Here is a 22,452-nt window from a genome sequence, read left to right as displayed (position 1 = left end):
CCTTTTTTTACTATTTCATACAACCTTAAGCGACCTTCGTTTCTTGCCAATTTCAGGACACCTGTTTCGTTTTGGATCAGGGGTGTATTATACTAATATAATAAATGACCCACGGGTCATAATTGAGAAGCAGAACGAGGAGCGCTGATATAGATGAACACCCATCCCAGCTTTCGTGAAGTTCGTGAAAGTGATCAGCAGGTATTCCCGATCGCCTGGTATGCCGTTGGCTGGTCCAAGGAACTAAAGAATAAACCGCTTAAAAAGCGACTGCTTGGCAAAGATATTGTCCTGTACCGTGATGATCATCGTCAGGTACATGCCATCCATGCTTATTGCCCGCACCGAGGAGCTGATTTGTCGCTCGGCTATTGTCAAAACGGGCACATCACATGTCCATATCATGCATGGTCTTTCGATGAGAGTGGGCAGTGTGTGGATATTCCGGCACATCCGGGACGGGCTATTCCTGAATTTGCTCATACCTATGCCTATCCCGTGATTGAAAAAGCCGGTCTGCTGTGGGTATATCCTCAGGCCGTTGGCTCAAAGTCTGAGATAAACTCAGGGTTGGGAACATCCACATCCCCCCCTCCTCTGGAGATTTTTCCCGAGCTGGAGGACCCCTCTCTCATTTTGTCTCCCTACGATTCCGTGTGGAAGGCACATCTGACGAGAGTTGTGGAGAGCGTGCTGGATGTCGCTCATTTGCCAATTGTCCATAACAAAACGATCGGTAAAAAATCCTCCACCGACATTCATATCGAGTTTGAAGCAGATGACAATCATATTCGAGTGAAAAACGGGAAAGGTTTATTACAATATACCTTTCCACAGCAATGGATTTTGACTCCCGTAAAAGAAGGACGCAGCAAGTTTATTAATTTCGTCACCTTCACTCCGATTGAGCAAGAGTTAACTGCCATCTACGGACTGGCTGGACGTAATTTTGCCAGATTTGTACCGGGCATGAGCCACATTTTTTCCAGATACAGTGGCAAGGTGCTGGAAGAGGATCGGGCCGTGGTGGAAAGCCAGCATCCGCGTCCAATCCCAGAAGCGCTGCGAATGGAGGCACACGTCCCCGCTGATGGACCTCAGGTTCGGTTTCGCAACCGCTGGTATGATTTCCTTGTCAACGATGAGCCTCGTGTACGACTGGGTCCAGAAACTACTTCCTCTTAAATTCGACGATGTAGCTTTGATTGAGCTGTTTTCCACCTTCCGAGATGTTCTGGTACATGGATAAAAACCGGGCGGATGGGCTCCATACCGTTGGGCTGTCATAGGATTGGATATCGGTCGTAACCGGAGTGGTTTTACCCGTGGACTGGTCAAACACATACAGCCCTCTCATGCCTTGCTGATCCTCATCATAAATGGAATAAGCAAGCTTGGACCCGTCGCTGGACCAGCTTCCACGACTCATTAAAGTGCCTTGACCGACGATTCCTTTCTCTTTGCCCTGTTCATCCAAAATGATCATACGGGCTGGTTCGGATGTATTCCATTTCCGTTTTTCAATGGCAAAAGATTTACCATCAGGCGACACGGCAAAGGACATGACACCCTCTGCAATGGTCACAGCCTGAGGATGATTGAGGGTGAACCGATTCAGCACCGGATACCCTTGTTTATCACTGCCTGTATAAAATATGACGTTACCCACTTTTTCGACATGAGAAATCAACTCAGAGCGATTCGGATCTTGAAAACTCAATTCTTCAGCTTTGCCGTCGAGACCAATCAGCTGGATTTTACCATCCGGTGTGCCTGTAATGAGATGATTCTCATCGCTCCAACTCACTTCATTAGTCATATCCAGCTTGCCAATCGATGTAACCTTACCACTGCTTAGTTCCAAAATGTAGCCCTGAATATCATATTTGCTGTTGGGGCTACCTTCAGTAAAGAAGACATGGCGCTGATCCGGTGATACCACAGCAAGTAACTGTGGAGCTTTACGACCTGGTGTTAAAATCCGCTCCTTGTCTGTCTCTACATTATGAATCCACAGCTGGGTTTTACGCTCCACAATCAGCTCTTCGTCGCTCAGCCAAGACCTCGCGTAGACATCCCCCAGCCTGTCGATAGACGATACTACCAGCTCATCCGTTACTTGCTTCTGAGCCGCATCCGTGTCAATCACAGTAAGCTGTTGGCCCGGTTTCATACCGAATGCTGGATTTGTCTCTCCTGCGCTCTTCATGCCGCAACCGCTGAGCAATCCCACGGCGATTAAGCCGATCATAAGCAGCCCCGTGGCTTTCTGTCTGAAAATTCTTGTACGGGAATCTTCGCGATGAGAGGAACCGTTCTTTTGCCCATAGCTGTCTATGTTTTTCTTTATCATGTACAACGGCCTCCTTGTTAACGATACCCCCAGTTTAATGCCCGAACATCTCATGAATACATCGAATTGTTTCCAAGTTGTAAACAAGACACCATTCTAGCCCTGTGCTAACAATCGGCCGTTTACAGGGAGCTATCGTGAACCAAGAGGGGAAGTCTAAGCGAAAATTCATTACCACTTACATTCGTATGGCCGTTTCCATTTTCCAACCCACTATGGTCTGAAGCTGTAAGCTGCAACTCTCCCCCCATGCGCTCCGCCAGTCTGCGCGCCAGAGGAAGACCGAGTCCCGTACCGCTGTCCTGACGAGATCGATCACGACTTAAAGTAGCAAACGGCTCAAAAATCATGTCCCATTGCTCCCTAGGAATCCACGGACCGGAATTGCGTACATACACAATCACAGTGTCCTGTTCTACCCGATTCGATAACGTAATCCATCCACCGTCTTGATTATACTTTACTGCATTATCCAGCAAATTTAGTACAATATGCATCAGATGCTTAGGGTCTCCCCACACCTGGGCAGGAACGGTATCTATCGAAAAATTCAGTCTACGCGCTGCTGCTTTTCCTCGAATACGGCTCCCTGCATCTTCCAGTAACGAATGCAATTCCACAGCCTCCGTATGCAATTCAAAATCATATTTATCCAGCACAGATAGCCGCAGCGAGTCCTCGACAAGCTCGTACAACCGTTTTGTTTCCTTACTGATGCTTTCTCTCGCTTCACGCACCAGTTCAGGATCATCCCCATACATATCCAGTAAATCAGCATAAGCTTGAATAGAGGTTAACGGAGTCTTTAGTTCATGACTGATATTTCCAATAAAAGATTTTTGCTGCTGCTCTAGCTCTCTCAAACGCTGAACCGCTTCTTCCAGCCGAAGCTTTTCGTTTTCCAGCGCGGTAATGCTCTCCCGGATCACATGGCTCATCTGGAGCATTCCTTCATCCAGTCTTCCCAGCTCATCCTGCCGCCGCAGCAGTCTGGCTTCCGGATAATGCCCTGCCGATATCTGTTCAGAAGCACGAGTCAGTCTTCCGATGTCCCTCGTCTGGCGGCTGACATAGCCTAAACCCAAGATAAAGCTCAATACCAGCACCGCACCCCCCGTCCATAGAAACAAGTGGGCAATGGCCCGGTAGAACTGCTGCTGCGCTTCTGTTGAGCTGTGAAGCTGTACCACTCCCAGTAAGCCGTCCGGACCTTGAAGCGGAGCCAAATAAGTGATTGCGCTTCCTTCCGTAATGTATGCAATTTTGCCTTGGATCGCATAGGAGAGCGCCTGGCTGACATCTGTTCTAAAAGCCAGCGGTAGAGAATTGCCAACCTCATGCCCTTGACCATCATATAAAATAACGCGCATATTACTGGATACGCCCAGTTCCACTGCGAGTTGAGGTCCCTGCTTCTTCATAAAGTCTTCCGGTGATTGGCGCACTCCCAACAGGTAAGACTGTTTTACACGCATTTCTACAATTTCGGCCTGACGCTTTAAGCTGCGTTCCATTTGATCTGTCTGGTTAGCGCGAATACCAGTAAGCACGAGCCAGCTCAGCACACCGACAGTAAACAGCAGCAAAGCCGCAAGTACCAGCGGAAATTTCCAACGCAGGCTCAAGCCTGTAGGTTTGCATTTGCGCTTCTGCTGGTCGGTGGACCGCAAGTTTCCTTGCTGATGGAGTGAATGATGTTCGTTCACGTCATTTTCTCTGCCTTATAGCCGATACCATACACGGTCTGCAATATCGCCTGATGCGGCTCAAGCTTCTTGCGCAAACGCTGGATATGAATATCCACCGTCCGCGTTCCGCCCACATAATCGAAGCTCCATACCTGCTCCAGCAGCTCGTCCCGTGTATACACCCTTCCGGCATGAGATACCAACAGCGCCAGCACATCAAACTCCTTGGGGGTCAGATCCAGCGCTATGGATCCAAGTTCAGCTGTTCGGCTGGACGGACGTACCCGTAATGGGCCGAGTACCATTTCTGTTCCTTCAGGGGCAGGTGCTCCTTCTCGCTCCAGTCTCCGTACCAATGCTTTAATACGAGCGAGCAGTTCCCTCAGATCAAACGGTTTGCTCATAAAATCGTCCGCACCCAGCTCCAGTCCGAGCACCTTATCAACGATATCGTTTTTGGCCGTCAGCAGTAAAATACCGATGCCCTTCCGACTTTCCAAACGGCGGCACACCTCATATCCACCCAGTTTGGGCATCATCACATCCAGTATGAGCACATCCGGATGGAACAAACGTACTTTTTCCAAGGCGTCCTCCCCATCAACGGCGGTTTCCACCAAAAAACCCTCTCGCTTTAACGCATAAGCCAGCGCATTTCGAATGCTCGCCTCATCGTCCGCTATCAGTATTTTTTTATCCATGTCCTGCCCTCCCTGCTCTCGCTTCATTTTATTTTACGCTCCTGGCGACAAAGGGCAAGCCCGCGGCCTGAACTTATGTTACTGCAACTTTCCATAGCGCTATCGTTACACTTTGTCCCTTTTTAATGTCAAGGAAATATGACGCAGTATAAACGTCTCTTCCCTCACTGCCTTGCGCTTTGAAGTGTCTTACCTGTCCGTATATGCTAAAATACTTCCGTATCGGCTATTCGCCTACAGGAGGGCATGATCATGAAACATTCTATTTTGATCGTAGAAGACGAAGAGAAGATTGCCCGGCTTCTAGAGATCGAGCTTCAATTTGAAGGCTATCAAGTATGTAAAGAAAAAAACGGAATTGATGGGTTGGAGACGTATTGCAAAGGCAATTGGGATCTAGTATTGCTGGATATTATGATTCCCGGTCTCAATGGCATCGAGCTACTTCGGAGGATTCGTAAGCATGATGCGAACGTTCCTGTCATTTTGCTGACGGCTAAAAGTTCCATTGCAGATAAGGTCGAGGGACTCGATTTGGGAGCCAATGATTATGTTACCAAACCGTTTGTGATCGAAGAGCTGCTTGCACGTGTACGGGCCGCACTCAGAGTGGGTGCAACGAAAGACATGGCTCCACAAGTGGTAGATCAATGGCTTAGTGCCGGGGATTTACGTCTCCATGAAGGTACTCGTGAAGTTCTTCGAGGAGAGCACAACATTGAGCTTACACCGCGAGAGTTTGACTTGCTCGTTCATTTACTCAGACATCAGCGGCAGGTACTTAGCCGTGAACAATTACTGGAGAATGTATGGGGCATAGATTATATGGGCGATACCAATGTGGTCGATGTGTATATTCGCTACGTGCGCAATAAAATCGACCCTACGCGCCAGCTCCCTGAGCTGATCCATACTGTACGCGGAATTGGTTATGTTCTGAAGGAATCCTTATGAAGCTACAAAACAAAATCCATACGTATACCTCGTTATTATTCGGGATTTTACTTGTGGCCATTCATTTCTCAGTCTATTTCCTATTCAGCCAACTTTCGATAGACAGTCGAAAAGACCAGGTAGAGGCCGCAGCAGAGAACATGATTCGTGGGATTCAACGTGCTCCGGTATCCGTAGCCGCTGAGGATCTTCTCCGAGCCTATGTACCGCTGGATGGCATGCTTCGGCTAATGAAACCAGAAGGCGACTTTCTTCCCCCTATCACCTCTTCTTCCGAGCAATCTCTTAGCTTGATGAAGGGCGTTTTTGATGAAACACGGCAGGTTCGCATCATTACCTATGAAAGCAACCGTTACATTCTTGTATCGCTCCCCATGATTTGGACCAATGGCGAGGTTGTCAATCTCCAGGTGACCGAAAGTCTGCAACCGACGATGCAGACGCTACAGGTACTCAGAATCGTACTTGTTGCTGTCACTGGCATTGCGCTCATTCCTGTCGTGGTATCGGGAAGACTGCTCGGCAGACTGATTACACGTCCCATTACATCTATGATTAGCACGATGAAAGAAATTCAGCGCAGCGGGAAATTTAAACGTCTTCCGCTCCATTCATCATCACGCGACGAACTGGTCGAAATGGGTGAAACATTTAATGACATGATTGAACTGCTGGAGCGAAATTTCGTCAGGCAAGAACAATTCGTATCTAATGCGTCCCATGAATTGAAGACGCCGCTCACCATTATTGAAAGTTATGCCAGCCTGCTCAAACGGCGGGGGTTGCAGCATCCCAAGATTTTTGCCGAATCCGTTGAAGCGATCCATTCCGAGGCGATCCGAATGAAGGACATGGCAGAGCAGCTTCTTTTGTTGGCCAGAAACGAAGAACAGTGGAATGTCGTGCTGGAGCCTGTACGCCTGACCAGAATAGCGACAGAATTAAAGACTACATTTGAAAATGCGTTCGCCCGACAAATTCAACTGGATGTTCAGACAGAATGCATTGGCTATACCGATGAAAATAAGCTGAAGCAGCTCCTATTTATCTTTTTGGATAATGCACGCAAATACAGTGACGAGCCGATACACCTGATGATTGATACCGTGGACGGCACAACTCAACCCTGCATAAAAATCACAGATCAAGGAATTGGAATCCCGGAAGAAAAGTTATCTAAAGTATTCGACCGTTTCTATCGTGTGGATGAAGCCAGAAGCCGCGAGGAAGGTGGGGCTGGGCTAGGCTTATCATTGGCTACAGGAATTGCACAAGCTATACATGCTCAAATTGGGCTAGAAAGTGTAGAGGGAAGCGGAACAACTGCAACGATCATCCTCCCTACCGTTCCAAAATAATAAGTCAAAGGTGGGAATACCGATGAAAGCTATCTATGTGTGGATGATTGGAGGTACGCTGGCGGCTGTGTTGATTACAATTTGCCTTTTACAGTGGCCTTGGGCACGGTCGTTAGCAGCTTCTCCATTGGAAGAAAAGGCCGTCATCCAATCCGTTTTGCATCAGTATCCCGGTGAGGTGCTTGAAACGCAACGCTTGGGTGATTTTTATCTGATCAGGCTGGAACGCGCCAAAGGGAAATACGATATAAGAGCCAATGCCTATGACGGTGTCATCGACTCTATTAAGCGGACACAGGCTTATACAGATGCGAAGCAGGAGCCCCAGGACCACAAGCCCGGTACCTCACCAACCAGAGACACATCGAATCCAACTAATAAACCTGACCCAGCCTCTCTCGTCATTACGGAGAAAGAAGCAGCCAAGCTTGCTGCCCAAGCAGTTAACGGAACATCCGATGATATTGAGCTTCATCGCAACGACAAAGGCCTCTACTATCTGGTTGAGGTTGAGGTAAAAGATGGGCGTGAAGCAGTAGTACAGGTCAATGCAGTATCGGGCTCTATTGACTCTATAACTTGGGAAAAAGAAAAACAGGCGCACGACGAATCATGACGATTTGACGATCATCTTAGCTCATGTTTCTCATGGTTTTCTCATGATTCTATTATGTTCCTCTCATGTTCAAGAGATAAGCTGTATTCATGCTTATAGCACAAGGAGGAATGATGTAATGAAAAAAAATTATACATTAGGAATTATGGCAGCCACGGTTCTGCTTGGAGTTACGGTTACGGGTGTCTCAGCGAGTGCCGTATGGGCCGCTAAACCTACGGGTCTTATTGGAGCGACCGCCGCTGCCAACATTGCCAAGAAAGCTGTGGGGAATAATGCACAAGTTGAAGATGTCGAACTGGAGCGCAAAAACGGAAAGGTCTACTATGAGGTGGATCTCCAACAAGGAGATAGAGATTGGGATATAGATGTTGATGCTTATACTGGGGAAACCATCCGTTCCCATTCTGAGCTTGATCATGACTCGAATGACGAGTCCATCCTTAACAAGCCAAATCACATCACCCTGACTGAAAAGCAGGCTGGGCAAATTGCGCTTAAACACGTGCCCGGGAGTACCCTTTTGTCTTCTAAATTGGATAAGGAAGATGGACAGTTCATCTACGAGGTAAAGGTACTCACCAACGAAGGAACCGTTGAGCTTGAAATCCATGCATCATCTGGCGCAATCGTGGATACAGACGAAGATGATGATGACAACGAATATTAATCACCCAGGTCATAATCAGGGTAACTAAATACAGAGTTAATTAAAACGGAGCAGCGAACTTTCGCTGCTCCGTTTTTTTGACCCATGTGACACAGGAAAAGAACGAAGATGGCTCCATAAAACTGCACCTATTATTTCTTCATGAATAGACTGATAACTAACAGAGGATTACCTTGTTCTTCAATTCAAAGTCAAGTGAGGTTCTTATGGCGAAATCCTATACTAAAGCACAGATTCGCAAAATCACCCGTCGTTTCGGCCTGATTCCATTAAAATCAAGCTTAGTCTCATCATTATACCGAAAAAATGCAGTGATCCAGGTGAAAACGAAAAAAGGAACTTATGCATTAAAACCCTTTAGTCGTACAAAGATGGTCCGTTCAAATACGATTCAACAGATGGAACGAGCTGCGAGCCATATAAGGCTTTTGAAAAAGAGAAAGTATACCTATATGCCCGCATGGCTCCCCATTCATTCCGGCAAGTTATGGACTCTATATCAAGGAACGCCATTTTATGTAAGCCAGTGGGTCAAAGGACGGGGACTGGAGACCGCTGAAGATTTCGAAAAACTGGGGCGGGCACTTGCCACACTTCACGCCACCTCCACCGGCTTGCATCGGATGGATAAAGGAAAATCCCCTCCGACCATTCAACAATTGCGGATATGGAAAAACCAGGATCGTCTTTTTCAAAGAAAAATGATAAAAAACAGTCGCCATGATAAAACGTACCGCAACTGGTACAATGCTCACGGCGAAAACTGCAAACGTTTATCCAGGCGAGCATGGAAGGATTTGCAGGATGCATCTATCATAAGGCTGCTTCGGATGGAACATCGGCACCCCTCCTTGATACACAGTGATATCACTACCCCAAATGTCATTATTTCGGATGGTGGTCATCTCAAAATCATTGATTGGGATCGGGTTAAGATCGGCTCAGTCTATGCTGATTTGGCAAAGGCCCTTATGAATACGACTCAATTCAATCCTGAATTTGTGCAATCCTTGCTGAAGGGATACCAAAAACGCAAGCCACTAAGCCGAACTGAACGGAAGATTGTTACGGCTTTATATAAACTACCACGAGAAGCCTGGCATGCTTCCCGACACCCGCACCGTTCAAGAGATCGTGAAATCCTGGACCATTGGGATCAGTCGTGGCCTCTTCGATTACAAATCATCCATATTTTGCAGGAGTGGGCTCATGTATAAAAGAAAGTGAGGAGCAAAATGTCGATTTTATCGAACGTTGAGCAGATGTATGGAATCAAAATTCAGCGTACCCGTCAAATGAAGGACATTCACAAGATTGAGACCGCTAATACGACTTATTGCTTAAAACCCTACAAATTCCCGGAAGAAGAGATCCGTTTTATTACACGTGTCTTGTCCTACCTGGATGAGCGCGGGTTTACACGCAGCCAAAAGGTCTATCCAACAGTACAACAAACGGCTTACATGACCTATGAAGGTGTTTCGTATACATTAACCAATTGGGTTCATGGACTCAGACCAGAATTCACAAAAAGAATAGACTTCAAAAAGGGAATTGCTACTTTAGCCAAATTCCATTCCAGTGCCATGGGCTTTCCTATCACTGAAGCTCCGCCATCCAGAATCCGTTATGAAGGCTTGAGCGATGAAATAGCTGGATACAAAAAACGCCTCATCCCATACAGAGGCACAGCACATCTCGTAGCACTTTGTGAAGAAGTGTCCCATCGTCTACAGCAGCCCAAAGTTAGAGAAGCCATTGCTCGGGAGCAAAAAGCCGCCGCATTTATACACGGCGACTATAATTATCCCAATCTGATTAAAGACAAACAGCTCAAAATCCATTTGATCGACTTTGAAAATTGCTCCCTACATGTAAGGATGAAAGATCTCTCCCATCTTCTTCATCGGAATTGTCTTTGGAATGGGACAAAGATGCTGCGCGCGATAGATTACTATCAACGATATCGTCCATTGAGCACCCATGATTTGCATCTGCTTCACGCACTATTGATCTCTCCCTATCATGTGGTCCGCAATATCAGAATAGGCGGCTTCCGTTCTGCCAAACGAGTCATTCCCTCGTTCGTTCATTTGAACAAATACCGACGTGAACTCAGATCACTATTATAATCGGTCAGCTTGGAACTAAACAAAAAAACAGACCCGATGAAACGGTCTGTTTTTTTGTGTTCTGACAACAACTACAGGAAAAGCGCATGCCGCTAAAGCCAATCGATTTGCTAACTGTACCGGTACAATCAAAAATGTATAGCATTGTAAACAGCACTTCCCCCTTCTACAATGATGCTAAGACTCAATGCTCAATGGTTTCGAGAAGAGAATCTGGGAAACTAACAACAATAGAGGTGACTGTACATGTACACCATGACAAAAGAAGAAATAAAAGCTTATTTAAACAGAATCGGAATTCCCGAAATTCAACCTCCTACCCTTCCCTATTTAGTTGAGCTGCATAAGGCTCATGTAAAACATCTTTCATGGCAAACATTGGACATTTATGCAAGGAAGCCGGCAGCCATTGGTTTTCAAGAATCCATTCAACTCATTCTACATGGGAGAAGTGGTTATTGTTTTCATCTGAATGGTGCCTTTAGTGCACTACTATATTCACTAGGGTACAAAGTTTCTCTGCATCGTGCCGGGGTACAACCTCTGGGAACTGAACCACGCATTAATTCATTTCATCTTGGACTAACAGTGAACTTGCTAAATGAGCATCATGAAGATGAAGTATGGATTGTTGATGTCGGGCTGGGCGATATGCCATATGAGCCTCTTCCACTCCGTATGGGAACTTATGAACAGGCTCCTCTTCATTATAAAGTCATGGAATCCGGGGTTGTTACAAAAGGTTGGCGGTTAGAGCATGACTCGCTTGCTTCATTTGTTGGCGTTGATTTTGCTCCAGCGGTTGTTCAGGATTTGGAAGAATTCATGCCGAAACATCATTTCTATAGCCGCTCAGCGGAATCTCCATGGTTTAACCTATTTCTGATTCGGCAAAGGCAAGCATTAGAGGCGAATGAACTCAGAGGATGTATTTGGAAAAAGCGCGGGCTAAACGGTTTGGAAAAAATAGAGCTGGATCAGAAATCGCAGTGGCTGGAAGTGTTGGCAGATGTATTTGGCGAGCCGCTCGTTAACTACAGTCACCAGGAACGGGACGAGTTATGGAAAAGAGTACTTGCGGCTCATATAGAATGGAAAAAGTCTATGACTGAATCGTTATAGCAGTGAAGCCTCCAACGTAAGGTTAGCCTTCAAGCCACATCTTACACCTTTAGCATTTCCGAGGAATGTTGCAGCATTTCCAATTCCTTCACCATGTTTTCGATCAGCTTTGTGAACGAAGCCAATTCCTCTGAGCTGGAGGCCTGTTGCCGGGCACTGGCTGTTGTTGCAGCGGTTTCGGATTGCACACTGTCAAGCATACGGGCAATATCCAGCACCTTGCGCTGAATTTGCTCCTGTGCTTGCTTTGAATTAGATGCAAGCTTTCGTACCTCCTGTGCCACAATTTGAAACCCGCGTCCTGCTTCCTGCGCATGGGCTGCCTCAATCGCCGCATTCAGTCCCAGCAGGTGAGTCTGATCGGACAGTTCCCGGATTGTACCGCTCATCTGCTCAATATGTTTAATCTCGTCACTCAAATGCTGTACCAGTTCCTCCGTTTGTTCCTGCGAAGAAGCAGTGTTGCAGGCACTCTCCGCGATATTATCCGTATTTTCCCTAAGCTCAGCAATCATCCCGGTCAAATTTTGCGCAATTCGGGACACAACGGTCAGCACCTGCGTTTGTTCGTCGGCCAGGTCGTTGATTTGTTCCTTTTCTTTTTCATGATAAGCTTCCAGTACAAGCTGGGAATCCAGGTTGAACATTTTGGAAAGAGCGTGCACAATAGAATACCAGTCCTCTATCCCCGAACGCTTTAAAATGTCTACTGCAATATCAAGATAAGCAATGTATGTGCCCAAATAATAATCGGAAGACAATCCGATTCGGGAATGTACCTGCCCCACAAAAAGACGGTGTTCGATAAACGGATCATCTATTTTTCCATCTGCGAGAGAAAGCCAGTATTCACGTTGTGTTTGTTTTAGCCGTTCAATATTTGACCATTTGGAAATAATCGACATGAGATGCGGAACCTTTTCTACATGTTCATAAAACCGATCCACGACCTCGTTCACAATAGATTGGAATAGTCCCTGATAATGATGCAATAAAGCCAAATCATCATCAGTAATACCAATATATTGTATCTGTTTTAATCTACTCTCCACGACATGAATCATAAGTTCCTCCAAATAATAGTTTACATAGATTTTACATTACCATATTTATCGGCAACTTTTTAGAAAATGTTAAAAAAGCAGAAGATTGATTATGATTTTTTTCATAGCAATTTCAGAAAAAATACATAATTCCAACTGTCTATGGATACAAAAAAAAGAATCCAGCAGCACCTAACTCCCTGTGCTTGCCGAATTCCCTCTAAAACAAGTTCATCGGATACCTCACGACTGTGTGGAACCATCCAGATCAACCCATAGTTTCACCATACTGTACTTATTTATTATTTCGTCTTACCGATTCAGGAGGCTACCTACATACCTTAACAGATCGTTAGCGCTGGCTCCTGTGTAGCCATGCTCCTCAATCAGTCGTTTAATCACCTCATTCATCCGTTTGAGCTGATTAGCGTCAGGCGTTTTGGTTGAAGTCGTAATCTTCACAATATCCTTCAAATCGGCGAACAGCTTCTTCTCAATGGCTTCTCGAAGCCGATCATGATGATGATACTCAAACTTCCGTCCCTTGCGAGAATACGCAGAAATACGGATTAATATTTCTTCACGGAATGCCTTTTTCGCATTTTCCGATACCCCGATTTGCTCCTCAATAGAGCGCATGAGCCGCTCATCCGGGTCGAGTTCCTCATCTGTGAGCGGATCGCGAATTTTCGCCCAATTGCAAAAAGCTTCGATGTTATCCAAATAGTTGTCAAACAGCGTCTTGGCTGATTCCTCGAAAGAGTACACAAAGGCCTTCTGCACTTCTTTTTTCGCCAATTCGTCATACTCCTTACGAGCCACGGAAATGAAATTCAGATAGCGCTCCCGTTCTTCCTTTGTGATGGAGGCATGTTGATCCAGACCATCCTTGATTGCTCGTAAAATGTCCAGGGCATTGATGGATTCCACATTTTGCTTAATCAATGCACTAGAAATGCGATTAATGACGTACCGCGGGTCTACCCCGGACATACCTTCCTCCAGAAACTCACTTTGCATTTCTTTCAGATCGGCTTCCTTGTATCCTTCGACCTCTTCACCGTCATACATGCGCATCTTTTTGACCAGATCCATCCCCTGTTTCTTCGTCTCCTTCAAGCGGGTAAGCACGGAGAAAATGGCAGCCGTACGCAGCGCATGAGGCGCAATGTGGATATGTCTCATATCACTTTGTTTAATGAGCTTGGCGTAAATCTTTTCTTCTTCAGACACCTTCAGGTTATAAGGAATCGGCATTACAATCATCCTTGATTGCAATGCCTCGTTCTTTTTGTTTGCAATGAAACTTTTATACTCGGATTCATTGGTGTGAGCCACGATCATCTCATCTGCACTGATGAGCGCAAACCGCCCGGCCTTGAAATTACCTTCTTGGGTCAGAGAAAGCAAATTCCACAAAAACTTCTCATCGCATTTCAGCATTTCCTGAAACTCCATCAGTCCACGATTTGCTTTGTTCAATTCTCCGTCAAACCGATACGCACGCGGGTCGGATTCCGAACCATACTCCGTAATCGTGGAAAAGTCGATGCTGCCCGTCAAATCAGCAATATCCTGTGACTTCGGATCAGAAGGGCTGAACGTACCAATACCAATCCGGTTTTCTTCCGATATAAACACCCGCTCCACGCGGACCTTTTCAATATCGCCATCAAATTCTGTACGCAATCTCATCTGGCAGGATGGGCAGAGATTACCTTCAATCCGTACACCCAGCTCCTTTTCAAAATCGGGACGCAGCTCATGGGGAATCAGATGAAGCGGGTCCTCGTGCATCGGGCAGCCTTCAATCGCGTATACGGCTCCCTGATCCGTTCTCGAAAATTTCTCCAAGCCACGCTTTAGCAACGTGACCAGTGTCGATTTCCCCCCACTGACGGGTCCCATCAAAAGAAGGATACGCTTGCGCACATCGAGTCGCCTGGCTGAGGAATGGAAATATTCCTCCACCAACTTTTCCAGCGCTCGGTCCAGTCCAAAGATCTCCTGCTCAAAAAATTTATATCGCTTATGTCCCCCAACCTCTTCTACACCAAAAGATTCAATCATCTTGTAAACCCGTGCATGAGCTGTCATCGCCGGCGTCGGGTCTTTCTTGAGTATCTCAATATACTCTCTAAAAGTGCCGCTCCAGGCCAGACGGTTGTTTTCCGCCCGGTACTCCGCAACGCGTTCAAAAATATTCATGCTCGGTTCCTCCCATGACTGCGTAATGACTATCCTCCACTCCTGATGATTATGGCTACACTCGTCACGCCTTTCAGGATATGATGCAATCCCCTTAAAAAAAGTGTAATACATACCTATGCAGATTGATTTCAGAATTGACCTATTTTTTGTGACAGGTCTCTCTGCTTTTTCGAAAAAACCAAGGGATACACTGTGCTAAAATATACAACAACGACGCGGACCTGACGCATTATGGTACAATATAAGCTCGGAATAATGGGATAAAGGAGCGGAAGAAGTCATGGCGGTTCGGCATGAGACGGAGCTGTACGCTCCGGTGAAAGCCTTTTTTGAGAGCTTGGGATATGAAGTCAAAGGAGAGGTGCGCAACTGCGATTTGGTGGGTATCAAGCCAGGGCAACAGACACCACTGATTGTGGAGATCAAAAAGACGTTTAACCTGGCGCTTGTGCTGCAAGGCATGCAGCGTTTGAAACTAAGCAGCAATGTATATGTGGCTGTAGAACGGAATCGTGCCAAAAAAGGGGCCGTGAATCAGCGCTGGAACGAGCTGGTCGGACTGTGCCGCCAGTTAGGACTTGGCTTGCTTACCGTCACCCATTTCAAAACGAAGCCGCCGCTCGTTGAAGTACTGTGTAAGCCTGCGGTACCTAGCGACAATGCCCGCAATGCAGCAGCGGTACGCCCGGGCTCGCGCAAGGAAAAGTTACTGAGGGAATTTCACGCACGCAGCGGTGACCACAATACTGGCGGCAGCACCCGACGCAAGCTGGTCACTGCCTATCGGGAAAAAGCGCTGCGCGTAGCGGCAGCCTTGCAGAGCTTGGGGGAAGCCGCTCCGGCGCAGCTCGCTCGCATAGCAGCCGTCAGCACAGCTGCTGCCGTGCTTCAGCATAACTACTACGGCTGGTTTGAGCGCGTATCCCGCGGCCGCTATCGACTGACTCCGTTTGGCGAAGCTGCCTTGGACGAGTATGCGGCAGTACTGCAAGAACATGGCATTAAAACAGCCGCTGGAATGGACGCAGAGCTTGACGAGGACAGTGGACAGCGCCAGATTGCGGAAGCGCCAATCACTTACTCCACCGTTGCTGCGGAAACGGTGGATGACTGACATGGGGCGATGGTTTTTGCTAGCTCCGCGCAGTAAATTCACTAATCGTCTCACCGATCAGATTCATGCCCATAAGCAATTGCTCACGGCCCGGATGGCTGAAATTGAGGCGAATATGGGACGCGCCTTCACTACCAACCGCACATAGCGCACCTGGCATAAAGGCTACGCCTTTGGGTAACGCCGCCTTTAGCAGCAATGCGCTGTCCAGCCCCTCGGGCAGCTGCACCCATACATACATGCCACCGGACGGAATATGATACGTCACGTCTTTCCAAAACGGACGCTTGAGCAACTCCAAGATTAATTGAAGTCGAGTCGAATATTCCTTGTTCAGCATCGCTAAGTGCTCGTGCCATTGAAAACGCGAGCTGGTCAGCAATTGGAACAGCAGCCGTTGGTTCATCGTACTGGATTGCATATCAGCCAACTGCTTCAAGGCGTACATTCCTTCAATCAGCGGCGCAGGACCAGCAGCCCAACCCGTTCTCAGCGCAGGAGCAACGGTTTTATTGAACGAACCGATATAGAGCACTTGACCGCCCTGACCCGCATGATCCAGCGCAAATAGTGAGGGGTAAGTCTCTGCGAATTTTCGACTCTGACCATGCGGACTCTTGTCATGGGACTCATTTTTTTGCTTCAAATGCAATTCACCATAAGAATCGTCCTCAACTACCAGTACCTCATGATGCCTACACAGGTCCAAAATTTCCTGCCGCCTTGCCGCGCTCCACAAGGAGCCCGTGGGGTTCGTAAACGTTGGCGTGGCAAAAAAAAGCTTGGGTCGATAACGGATCATTAAAGCTTCAAGCTTATCAGGAATGACACCTTCCCCATCTGATTCTACAGGAACGATCTGTGCACCCTGCATAGATAGTACTTGTAAACATCCAGGAGATGTAGGATTTTCGACCAATACCGGATCACGCTCATCCACCATCAGCCTTATGATCAGGTCAATGGCCTGCTGACTGCCTGTCGTGAGAAGGATTTGACCTGGTGGTACTCTTACTCCTTTACGCTGTTCCCACTCACCCGCAAGCCATGCTCGCAAAGGGAAATAGCCCTCCGGTTCACCATACTGGAGGGCATCAGGGCCGGAGCCAAACACATCATGGGCCGCTTCTTCCAGCAACTTCACCGGAAACAGCTCTTGTGCAGGCAATTCTTCAGCCAGAGATATAAAGGAGTGTCTTCTCGCATTTTCCCGGATATGACGCACTGGAGAAGCCAACATCGCAGCCGTTCGTGAAGCAAAGGAATATTGCATGAACATCCTCCTTCTCCTGAAAAATAGGTCATGATCTCCGGGCTGACGCATCAGGCATATAGCTGCTTCCTCTGACGCGCATATAAGGCATAACGTTCAATCGCCTGCGCCCGGCTGGACACGCCTAATTTTGCATAAATTTTACGTAGATAATTATCAATGGAACGCCGGCTAACTTCGATCTCGATAGCAATTTTGTCATATGTAATTCCTTGTACAATCCGTTCCATAATAAACACTTCGGTTTGTGTCAATTCGTCAAAAGGCTCGGATGCCATTAATGGCATAAAGGGCCAGTTACCATACCGAATCCAATCCATCGGCAAGGAAGCAAATCCTTCGCGTAAACCGTTGATCAGATGGATTAACTGGCTCGGTGATGCCTGTTTGGATAACATTCCATTTGCTCCGAGCGAAATTAGCTGCTGAAACAAAGTAATATTATCCTCATCCGTCATAATAACAATATGGCTGTCCGGAGACAAGGCCCGCATTTGTGTCAAAAATGGTTCCGCCGTTCCCTCAGGCAACCTGTAGTCCATTAAAACGATTTCTGGTCGAATGGAGCAAGCTAGCTCCAAGCCTTCCGTTCCGGAGGAAGACATCCCTCTGACAAGCAAATCCTGCTGGTCTTCCAAAATAAGCTTTGTTCCCAGCATACTTGTAGGATGGATATCTATGATGACCACCTGCCATACTTTTCTCATATCTAAACCTCCTGATTTTACAAAAAAATACATAGTTAATAGCGAGAATAATCCTAAAATTGGTGATTGCATATGTAGAAATTGCGCGAATGTGAACGTATAGGAAGCGAAAAACGTTTAAGGAAATTGTATCCTAGGACTTCCTTCCGATGCAATCTCTTTTTCCAATATTTTTATACGACTATTTCGCTTTTGCGAAATAAATAGGCCCATGATAGAATTGGAACTGCAAATAAAGACTGGAAATTTGACTTTACACGGGAGTTGAAAATCGTATGCAAGCTTCACCTGAACGTCCTTCTGCCGAAGCTCGGCGGAGCAATTCAAGAAAGGGGTTACCCATAAAGGCTTTTCTGCTATTTTGGTTCATTCTTATTATACTAGGTGCTCTAGCAACCTATCTGTATAGCAATCACTTGAAGCAGCAAATGCTAAACGAGATGCAAACCCATACAGACCAACAGATTCAAGCACTCAATTCTGACTATGAAAAGCAACTGACTGCTCTTTCCAAGGAAGTTAGCGGATTGCAAGGCAAAGTCCAGTCCTTCAATGAACTACTGACCTTTACGAAGGATAATGCAAACAATAAGACCGATAACAGCAATAAATTGTATACCCAATTAAACGAAGTTAAGCAGCAACTTAATACACTTCAGAAAAAAATGGACTTGCTAAAATGAATGTAGACGCAAAACAAGTGAACCGGTTCTTTATGTTGGCCCTTGCTCCTTTTATCGGTTTGTTGGGGTGTATTTTGTTAGTGCATCCCTCATTGAGCTTTCCTGGGTCTACTTCTTCAAGTCTGCAAAAAGCTGAAGTCACTCTACAAACGCAATCAGTAGGCAAGCAGCTTGATGAAGCCAAGCAAACGGCAACGTACACCTTATCTACAATTCGCCGGACTTCTGAGCTCTACAAGCAAACCACCCAAACGATGAATCAGCTTGTCGTGACTGCCTCTACGCAGTCCAAGCGGCCCGCGGTCATCTATGATCGACGCATCACCGCCAAACTGGGAGTTCCCTATGAGCGGGTAGATAGCAACCGGATTACCATTGAATTGTTTAAGGTAAACCCGGGAATTTATCATGGCTACGCTATGAAGGTCAAACTTAAAGATCCTACTGCTATGAAAATGTCTTTGGGAAGTGACAAATTGGGTGGCTCCGAAACCACCATGCGTGCAGTCTTGAGACACGGAGCTATTGCAGGCATCAATGCAGGCGGCTTTGCGGATGGAGACGGCAAACGCTATCCATTAAGCACTACTGTCTTGAATGGCCACTACCTTACTGGCTTTCAGTCCAGTTTTAAGGATTTATCCTTCGTCGGATTGAGTAACGATGGCAAGCTTATCGGTGGCAAATTTTACAGTCAAGGTGCACTTGACAGCTTAAAGCCTACCTTTGGGGCTACCTTCGTTCCCGTCCTGCTGCAAAGGGGACAAAAAATGCCTATTCCTGACAAATGGAAAGTCTCCCCCAAGCGGGCCCCACGTACGGTCATTGGCAACTATAAAGATGATCAGTTGCTCATTATTGTCGTAGACGGCTACAATGAAAGCGGGGGTTCGGGCGCGACGCTCGAAGAACTGCAAGGAAAAATGTACAATCTAGGTGTTCAAGATGCCTATAATTTGGACGGAGGCGGTTCCTCGTCGCTTATACTTAACGGTCGAGTCGTAAACAAACCGTCAGATGGTAATTTGCGTCCAGTCCCTACTCATTTTTTGTTCTATAAATAGTCATGTGTAGTCTGCTACCAAATTAAATATGCTTGCCGACGTACGTCTCTATCCGAAAAAAAGCATCACGAACGAATGTCGTGATGCTTTTGCCTCATTTAGGAGGAATACTGTGTCATTTCTGTCAGGCATTGAGCACAAATATAACGGTCTTTGAAATCGTTCACTTGTTCTACTGACCCGCAGAATACACATTTTGGACGGTAACGCTCCAAAATAATGTGGTCACCCTGAACCAAAATTTCGACAGGATCTCCCTCATTCATTTGATATCTTTTACGCAGTGACTTAGGCAAAACTATTCTCCCCAGCTGATCAACTTTACGTACCACACCGGCAGGTTTCATCGTGATCGTACACCTCTCCTATTGAGTAATAACTTACAATTTCTTACCATGCGAAAAACTAGGTACAAAGACACTATTCTTTATGTAGTATTCGCTGTCTTTTTGTCGAATCCTGCTGATCACAGGAAATTTTATTACATTTTTTCATAAAATCATGAACCATATCAAAGTATGGTACAGAATGTCTATAATATTTTTATCGACCGGAAAGCCAATTATCATTAGCCCTAGTTGAGAAATTTCGCAAGTTTTTAACCATACAAGCTTGATTTAAGCTCTACTGTCATGTACTTTTGAGCAATAAAAGTGAAACTTTTATTAGCAACTAAGGTCCTGGTTCTTTATTCGCATTTATACTTGTTCACCTGATGCTCTTTATGATAAATCCGGAAAATCCATTTGTCTCAGCGCTTCATATACGATAATTGCAGCGGAATTCGACAAGTTTAGAGATCTTACTTTATCAGACATAGGCATCTTGATACATGTATCTGGATTAGCAGCTAACAATTCAGGAGGCAAGCCTTTCGTTTCCTTACCAAATACCAAAAAATCTCCATCCTGAAATGCAATATCACTATACCGCTGATTTGCTTTGGTCGTCGCATAAAAAAAGCGACCTTCCTGATATTTCTCCTGCACTTCAGCAAAAGACTCGTGATATTCAATGTGGACAGCGTACCAATAATCAAGTCCGGCGCGTTTTAACGTGGCATCGTCGGTACGGAAGCCGAGTGGCTTCACCAAATGCAGATGAGTTCCGGTTGCAGCACACGTTCTGGCAATATTCCCTGTGTTGGCCGGAATTTCCGGCTCGACAAGCACAATATGTAATGGCATCTCGTTTCGTTCCCTTCATCATTAAATTCATCAGACAAATAACCTACAGTTTAACCAAAGTGTATACATTGAAAACATACACATTCTTCTATTTTAACAAAATCAGACAGATATGAACATCAAACGACAAAAATTTCAACCCACACCACTAAAAGCCTTCCCCTATACACATTCAGGGAAGGCTCTACATTTACTTTTTCGATTTCAAATATCGTGTATCGAAATATATGTCGACGTAATCAACTGTTACGTTGCTTGAATCCGTCCATAAACTCGGCTAATGCTTGACAGTTCTCCAATGGAACAGCATTGTAGATTGAGGCGCGAAGCCCTCCTACGCTGCGATGTCCCTTCAGTCCGATGAACCCGGCCTGTTCGGATTCCTTAATAAATTGTTTTTCCAGCTCCTCATTCGCGAGGCGGAAGGTTACATTCATAATAGAGCGATCAGCGCTGTCCACACAACCACGATAGAAGCCTTCGCTACTGTCAATACGGTCGTATAGCAAAGCAGCCTTCTGCTGGTTCACACGCTCAATACCTTCCAAACCGCCTTCTTCCTGAATCCATTTCAGCACTTCATTCACCATGTATATGGCAAAAGATGGGGGGGTATTGTAGAGAGAGTTATTTTTTTCATATGTGCTATAACGCAACATGGTAGGAATATTGTCCGGTGAGGAAGTCAGCAACTCTTCACGGGCAATCACGACCGTCACACCAGAAGGTCCCAGATTTTTTTGTGCGCCAGCATAAATCAATCCAAATTGAGTAACATCAAAAGGCTTGCAAAAAATATCACTGGACATGTCCACAATCAATGGTACGGAACCCGTATCCGGAAATTGCTTAAATTGTGTACCTTCAATCGTTTCGTTGGACGTCATATGCACATAAGCAGTATTCTCAGGCAAGTCCAAGGAATCCACATTCGGAAGACGCATGTACTTCTCATCAGCGGAGGATGCAGCAATATGAGCCTTGCCCAGTAGCTTGGCTTCTTTATATGCCTTGTCCGACCAGCTACCTGTCATTACATAGCTCCCAGTCTGTCCTTCGCGCAAGAAATTTAAAGGTAGCATTGCAAACTGCGTACTTGCGCCCCCTTGTAGGAATAACACCTTGTAGCCCTGTGGATTGCCCAGCAGAGATAACAGACGTTCCTGCGCCTCATTATGAACAGATTCATACACAGCTCCACGGTGTGACATTTCCATGATCGACATCCCTGTTCCCTGGAAATCTACGAATTCAGCTTGTACACGTTCCAGTACTTTGAGCGGCAATGCCGCTGGTCCTGCATTAAAATTGTAGGCTCTCTTACTCAACAAATTCCCATCCCTTCTCTACTCTGGTGTGGATATTATCGCTATGATAGCAGTATTCATAAATGCGTTCAAGACTTGTATAAAAATGTTTTCAATTTCATTTATGATGTGACAGAGTTGTGAATGTTAACATATTTAACATCTTTATTCTGTGATTTTCACTTTAATATTAAAAGGTCCCCGGCATAAGACCGGAGACCTATTTTGAATAACAAGTGTTACCCGTAAGCTAATGTTTTTTATTCAAA

21 protein-coding genes are annotated in these 22,452 nt (G+C 46.0%); 11 read left to right on the top strand and 10 right to left on the bottom strand.

What is annotated here, in order from left to right; genetic code table 11:
• The first annotated feature begins 153 nt into the window (after positions 1 to 153).
• Positions 154 to 1,185: an aromatic ring-hydroxylating oxygenase subunit alpha gene (locus ACYCS5_RS22600; RefSeq protein WP_165145104.1), complete on the top strand. Its 1,032-nt coding sequence runs from the start codon at positions 154 to 156 to the stop codon at positions 1,183 to 1,185.
• On the opposite strand, the gene ACYCS5_RS22595 is transcribed toward ACYCS5_RS22600, so the two are convergent.
• The 3 genes from ACYCS5_RS22595 to ACYCS5_RS22585 all read right to left on the bottom strand — a co-directional run bounded on the left by ACYCS5_RS22595 (position 1,172) and on the right by ACYCS5_RS22585 (position 4,742).
• Complete coding sequence (locus tag ACYCS5_RS22595; RefSeq protein ID WP_165145101.1) at positions 1,172 to 2,353, bottom strand: TolB-like translocation protein; 1,182 nt, start codon at positions 2,351 to 2,353, stop codon at positions 1,172 to 1,174. The genes ACYCS5_RS22600 and ACYCS5_RS22595 overlap by 14 nt on opposite strands.
• Before the next feature lie 122 nt (positions 2,354 to 2,475).
• Positions 2,476 to 4,059, bottom strand: coding sequence for a sensor histidine kinase (locus ACYCS5_RS22590; RefSeq protein ID WP_165145098.1), 1,584 nt, complete (start codon positions 4,057 to 4,059; stop codon positions 2,476 to 2,478).
• A complete protein-coding gene (locus ACYCS5_RS22585; RefSeq protein WP_165145095.1) occupies positions 4,056 to 4,742 on the bottom strand; it encodes a response regulator transcription factor in 687 nt (228 codons plus the stop codon). Before ACYCS5_RS22585 ends, ACYCS5_RS22590 begins: the two co-directional genes overlap by 4 nt.
• Positions 4,743 to 4,994: 252 nt before the next feature.
• On the opposite strand from ACYCS5_RS22585, the gene ACYCS5_RS22580 reads away from it, so the two are divergent.
• The 7 genes from ACYCS5_RS22580 to ACYCS5_RS22550 all read left to right on the top strand — a co-directional run bounded on the left by ACYCS5_RS22580 (position 4,995) and on the right by ACYCS5_RS22550 (position 11,594).
• Entirely contained in the window at positions 4,995 to 5,696 is a 702-nt protein-coding gene (locus ACYCS5_RS22580) for a response regulator transcription factor (RefSeq protein WP_069012810.1), read from the top strand.
• Complete coding sequence (locus ACYCS5_RS22575; protein WP_165145092.1) at positions 5,693 to 7,054, top strand: sensor histidine kinase; 1,362 nt, start codon at positions 5,693 to 5,695, stop codon at positions 7,052 to 7,054. Before ACYCS5_RS22580 ends, ACYCS5_RS22575 begins: the two co-directional genes overlap by 4 nt.
• 22 nt (positions 7,055 to 7,076) lie before the next feature.
• Entirely contained in the window at positions 7,077 to 7,670 is a 594-nt protein-coding gene (locus ACYCS5_RS22570) for a PepSY domain-containing protein (protein ID WP_165145089.1), read from the top strand.
• 118 nt (positions 7,671 to 7,788) lie between these two features.
• Positions 7,789 to 8,340: a PepSY domain-containing protein gene (locus tag ACYCS5_RS22565; protein ID WP_165145086.1), complete on the top strand. Its 552-nt coding sequence runs from the start codon at positions 7,789 to 7,791 to the stop codon at positions 8,338 to 8,340.
• Between the two features lie 206 nt (positions 8,341 to 8,546).
• Positions 8,547 to 9,557 carry an aminoglycoside phosphotransferase family protein gene (locus ACYCS5_RS22560; RefSeq protein ID WP_165145083.1) on the top strand — a complete coding sequence of 337 codons (1,011 nt, stop codon included), beginning with the start codon at positions 8,547 to 8,549 and terminating at the stop codon, positions 9,555 to 9,557.
• 18 nt (positions 9,558 to 9,575) lie between these two features.
• Entirely contained in the window at positions 9,576 to 10,472 is an 897-nt protein-coding gene (locus ACYCS5_RS22555; RefSeq protein WP_165145080.1) for an aminoglycoside phosphotransferase family protein, read from the top strand.
• 246 nt (positions 10,473 to 10,718) lie between these two features.
• Positions 10,719 to 11,594: an arylamine N-acetyltransferase family protein gene (locus ACYCS5_RS22550; protein WP_165145077.1), complete on the top strand. Its 876-nt coding sequence runs from the start codon at positions 10,719 to 10,721 to the stop codon at positions 11,592 to 11,594.
• A gap of 41 nt (positions 11,595 to 11,635) precedes the next feature.
• Here the strand turns inward: ACYCS5_RS22550 and ACYCS5_RS22545 are convergent, their stop codons facing one another.
• Together ACYCS5_RS22545 and ACYCS5_RS22540 are read right to left on the bottom strand one after the other, a co-directional pair.
• Positions 11,636 to 12,658 (bottom strand): globin-coupled sensor protein, encoded by a 1,023-nt coding sequence (locus tag ACYCS5_RS22545; RefSeq protein WP_165145074.1) that lies wholly within the window; start codon positions 12,656 to 12,658, stop codon positions 11,636 to 11,638.
• Positions 12,659 to 12,949: 291 nt separating this feature from the next.
• Positions 12,950 to 14,845 carry a PrkA family serine protein kinase gene (locus ACYCS5_RS22540; protein WP_029516521.1) on the bottom strand — a complete coding sequence of 632 codons (1,896 nt, stop codon included), beginning with the start codon at positions 14,843 to 14,845 and terminating at the stop codon, positions 12,950 to 12,952.
• Positions 14,846 to 15,128: 283 nt separating this feature from the next.
• Between ACYCS5_RS22540 and ACYCS5_RS22535 the strand changes: the two genes are divergently transcribed.
• Positions 15,129 to 15,962 carry a DUF2161 domain-containing phosphodiesterase gene (locus tag ACYCS5_RS22535; RefSeq protein WP_459760149.1) on the top strand — a complete coding sequence of 278 codons (834 nt, stop codon included), beginning with the start codon at positions 15,129 to 15,131 and terminating at the stop codon, positions 15,960 to 15,962.
• Positions 15,963 to 15,981: 19 nt separating this feature from the next.
• On the opposite strand, the gene ACYCS5_RS22530 is transcribed toward ACYCS5_RS22535, so the two are convergent.
• Positions 15,982 to 17,235 (bottom strand): aminotransferase-like domain-containing protein, encoded by a 1,254-nt coding sequence (locus tag ACYCS5_RS22530; protein WP_165145068.1) that lies wholly within the window; start codon positions 17,233 to 17,235, stop codon positions 15,982 to 15,984.
• Between the two features lie 50 nt (positions 17,236 to 17,285).
• Positions 17,286 to 17,942 (bottom strand): response regulator transcription factor, encoded by a 657-nt coding sequence (locus tag ACYCS5_RS22525; protein ID WP_029516517.1) that lies wholly within the window; start codon positions 17,940 to 17,942, stop codon positions 17,286 to 17,288.
• A gap of 275 nt (positions 17,943 to 18,217) precedes the next feature.
• On the opposite strand from ACYCS5_RS22525, the gene ACYCS5_RS22520 reads away from it, so the two are divergent.
• Complete coding sequence (locus ACYCS5_RS22520) at positions 18,218 to 18,625, top strand: hypothetical protein (RefSeq protein ID WP_340884843.1); 408 nt, start codon at positions 18,218 to 18,220, stop codon at positions 18,623 to 18,625.
• On the top strand, positions 18,622 to 19,689 hold the full coding sequence (locus ACYCS5_RS22515; RefSeq protein WP_029516515.1) for a phosphodiester glycosidase family protein: 1,068 nt from the start codon (positions 18,622 to 18,624) through the stop codon (positions 19,687 to 19,689). Before ACYCS5_RS22520 ends, ACYCS5_RS22515 begins: the two co-directional genes overlap by 4 nt.
• Positions 19,690 to 19,787: 98 nt before the next feature.
• On the opposite strand, the gene ACYCS5_RS22510 is transcribed toward ACYCS5_RS22515, so the two are convergent.
• The 3 genes from ACYCS5_RS22510 to serC all read right to left on the bottom strand — a co-directional run bounded on the left by ACYCS5_RS22510 (position 19,788) and on the right by serC (position 22,207).
• Positions 19,788 to 20,036 carry an AbrB/MazE/SpoVT family DNA-binding domain-containing protein gene (locus tag ACYCS5_RS22510; RefSeq protein ID WP_013309439.1) on the bottom strand — a complete coding sequence of 83 codons (249 nt, stop codon included), beginning with the start codon at positions 20,034 to 20,036 and terminating at the stop codon, positions 19,788 to 19,790.
• 375 nt (positions 20,037 to 20,411) lie between these two features.
• A complete protein-coding gene (gene trmL / locus ACYCS5_RS22505) occupies positions 20,412 to 20,876 on the bottom strand; it encodes a tRNA (uridine(34)/cytosine(34)/5-carboxymethylaminomethyluridine(34)-2'-O)-methyltransferase TrmL (protein ID WP_023987805.1) in 465 nt (154 codons plus the stop codon).
• A gap of 239 nt (positions 20,877 to 21,115) precedes the next feature.
• A complete protein-coding gene (gene serC / locus ACYCS5_RS22500; RefSeq protein ID WP_185156330.1) occupies positions 21,116 to 22,207 on the bottom strand; it encodes a 3-phosphoserine/phosphohydroxythreonine transaminase in 1,092 nt (363 codons plus the stop codon).
• Between the last annotated feature and the right edge of the window lie 245 nt (positions 22,208 to 22,452).

The sequence above is a fragment of the Paenibacillus sp. SEL3 genome (assembly GCF_054602585.1).
The sequence above is the reverse complement of the archived record's forward strand: the minus strand, read 5'-3'. Positions and strand labels throughout refer to the sequence as shown.

Excerpts from the sequence above, each read along its gene's own strand:
- ACYCS5_RS22560 (WP_165145083.1), top strand. The coding sequence starts at position 8,547 with ATGGCGAAATCCTATACTAAAGCACAGATTCGCAAAATCACCCGTCGT.
- ACYCS5_RS22510 (WP_013309439.1), bottom strand. The coding sequence starts at position 20,036 with ATGAAACCTGCCGGTGTGGTACGTAAAGTTGATCAGCTGGGGAGAATA.
- ACYCS5_RS22525 (WP_029516517.1), bottom strand. The coding sequence starts at position 17,942 with ATGAGAAAAGTATGGCAGGTGGTCATCATAGATATCCATCCTACAAGT.
- ACYCS5_RS22580 (WP_069012810.1), top strand. The coding sequence starts at position 4,995 with ATGAAACATTCTATTTTGATCGTAGAAGACGAAGAGAAGATTGCCCGG.
- ACYCS5_RS22545 (WP_165145074.1), bottom strand. The coding sequence starts at position 12,658 with ATGATTCATGTCGTGGAGAGTAGATTAAAACAGATACAATATATTGGT.
- ACYCS5_RS22535 (WP_459760149.1), top strand. The coding sequence starts at position 15,129 with ATGGCGGTTCGGCATGAGACGGAGCTGTACGCTCCGGTGAAAGCCTTT.
- ACYCS5_RS22540 (WP_029516521.1), bottom strand. The coding sequence starts at position 14,845 with ATGAATATTTTTGAACGCGTTGCGGAGTACCGGGCGGAAAACAACCGT.
- ACYCS5_RS22550 (WP_165145077.1), top strand. The coding sequence starts at position 10,719 with ATGTACACCATGACAAAAGAAGAAATAAAAGCTTATTTAAACAGAATC.
- ACYCS5_RS22575 (WP_165145092.1), top strand. The coding sequence starts at position 5,693 with ATGAAGCTACAAAACAAAATCCATACGTATACCTCGTTATTATTCGGG.
- ACYCS5_RS22515 (WP_029516515.1), top strand. The coding sequence starts at position 18,622 with ATGAATGTAGACGCAAAACAAGTGAACCGGTTCTTTATGTTGGCCCTT.
- trmL (WP_023987805.1), bottom strand. The coding sequence starts at position 20,876 with ATGCCATTACATATTGTGCTTGTCGAGCCGGAAATTCCGGCCAACACA.
- ACYCS5_RS22570 (WP_165145089.1), top strand. The coding sequence starts at position 7,077 with ATGAAAGCTATCTATGTGTGGATGATTGGAGGTACGCTGGCGGCTGTG.
- ACYCS5_RS22555 (WP_165145080.1), top strand. The coding sequence starts at position 9,576 with ATGTCGATTTTATCGAACGTTGAGCAGATGTATGGAATCAAAATTCAG.
- ACYCS5_RS22585 (WP_165145095.1), bottom strand. The coding sequence starts at position 4,742 with ATGGATAAAAAAATACTGATAGCGGACGATGAGGCGAGCATTCGAAAT.
- ACYCS5_RS22565 (WP_165145086.1), top strand. The coding sequence starts at position 7,789 with ATGAAAAAAAATTATACATTAGGAATTATGGCAGCCACGGTTCTGCTT.
- ACYCS5_RS22595 (WP_165145101.1), bottom strand. The coding sequence starts at position 2,353 with ATGATAAAGAAAAACATAGACAGCTATGGGCAAAAGAACGGTTCCTCT.
- ACYCS5_RS22600 (WP_165145104.1), top strand. The coding sequence starts at position 154 with ATGAACACCCATCCCAGCTTTCGTGAAGTTCGTGAAAGTGATCAGCAG.
- ACYCS5_RS22520 (WP_340884843.1), top strand. The coding sequence starts at position 18,218 with ATGCAAGCTTCACCTGAACGTCCTTCTGCCGAAGCTCGGCGGAGCAAT.
- ACYCS5_RS22530 (WP_165145068.1), bottom strand. The coding sequence starts at position 17,235 with ATGCAATATTCCTTTGCTTCACGAACGGCTGCGATGTTGGCTTCTCCA.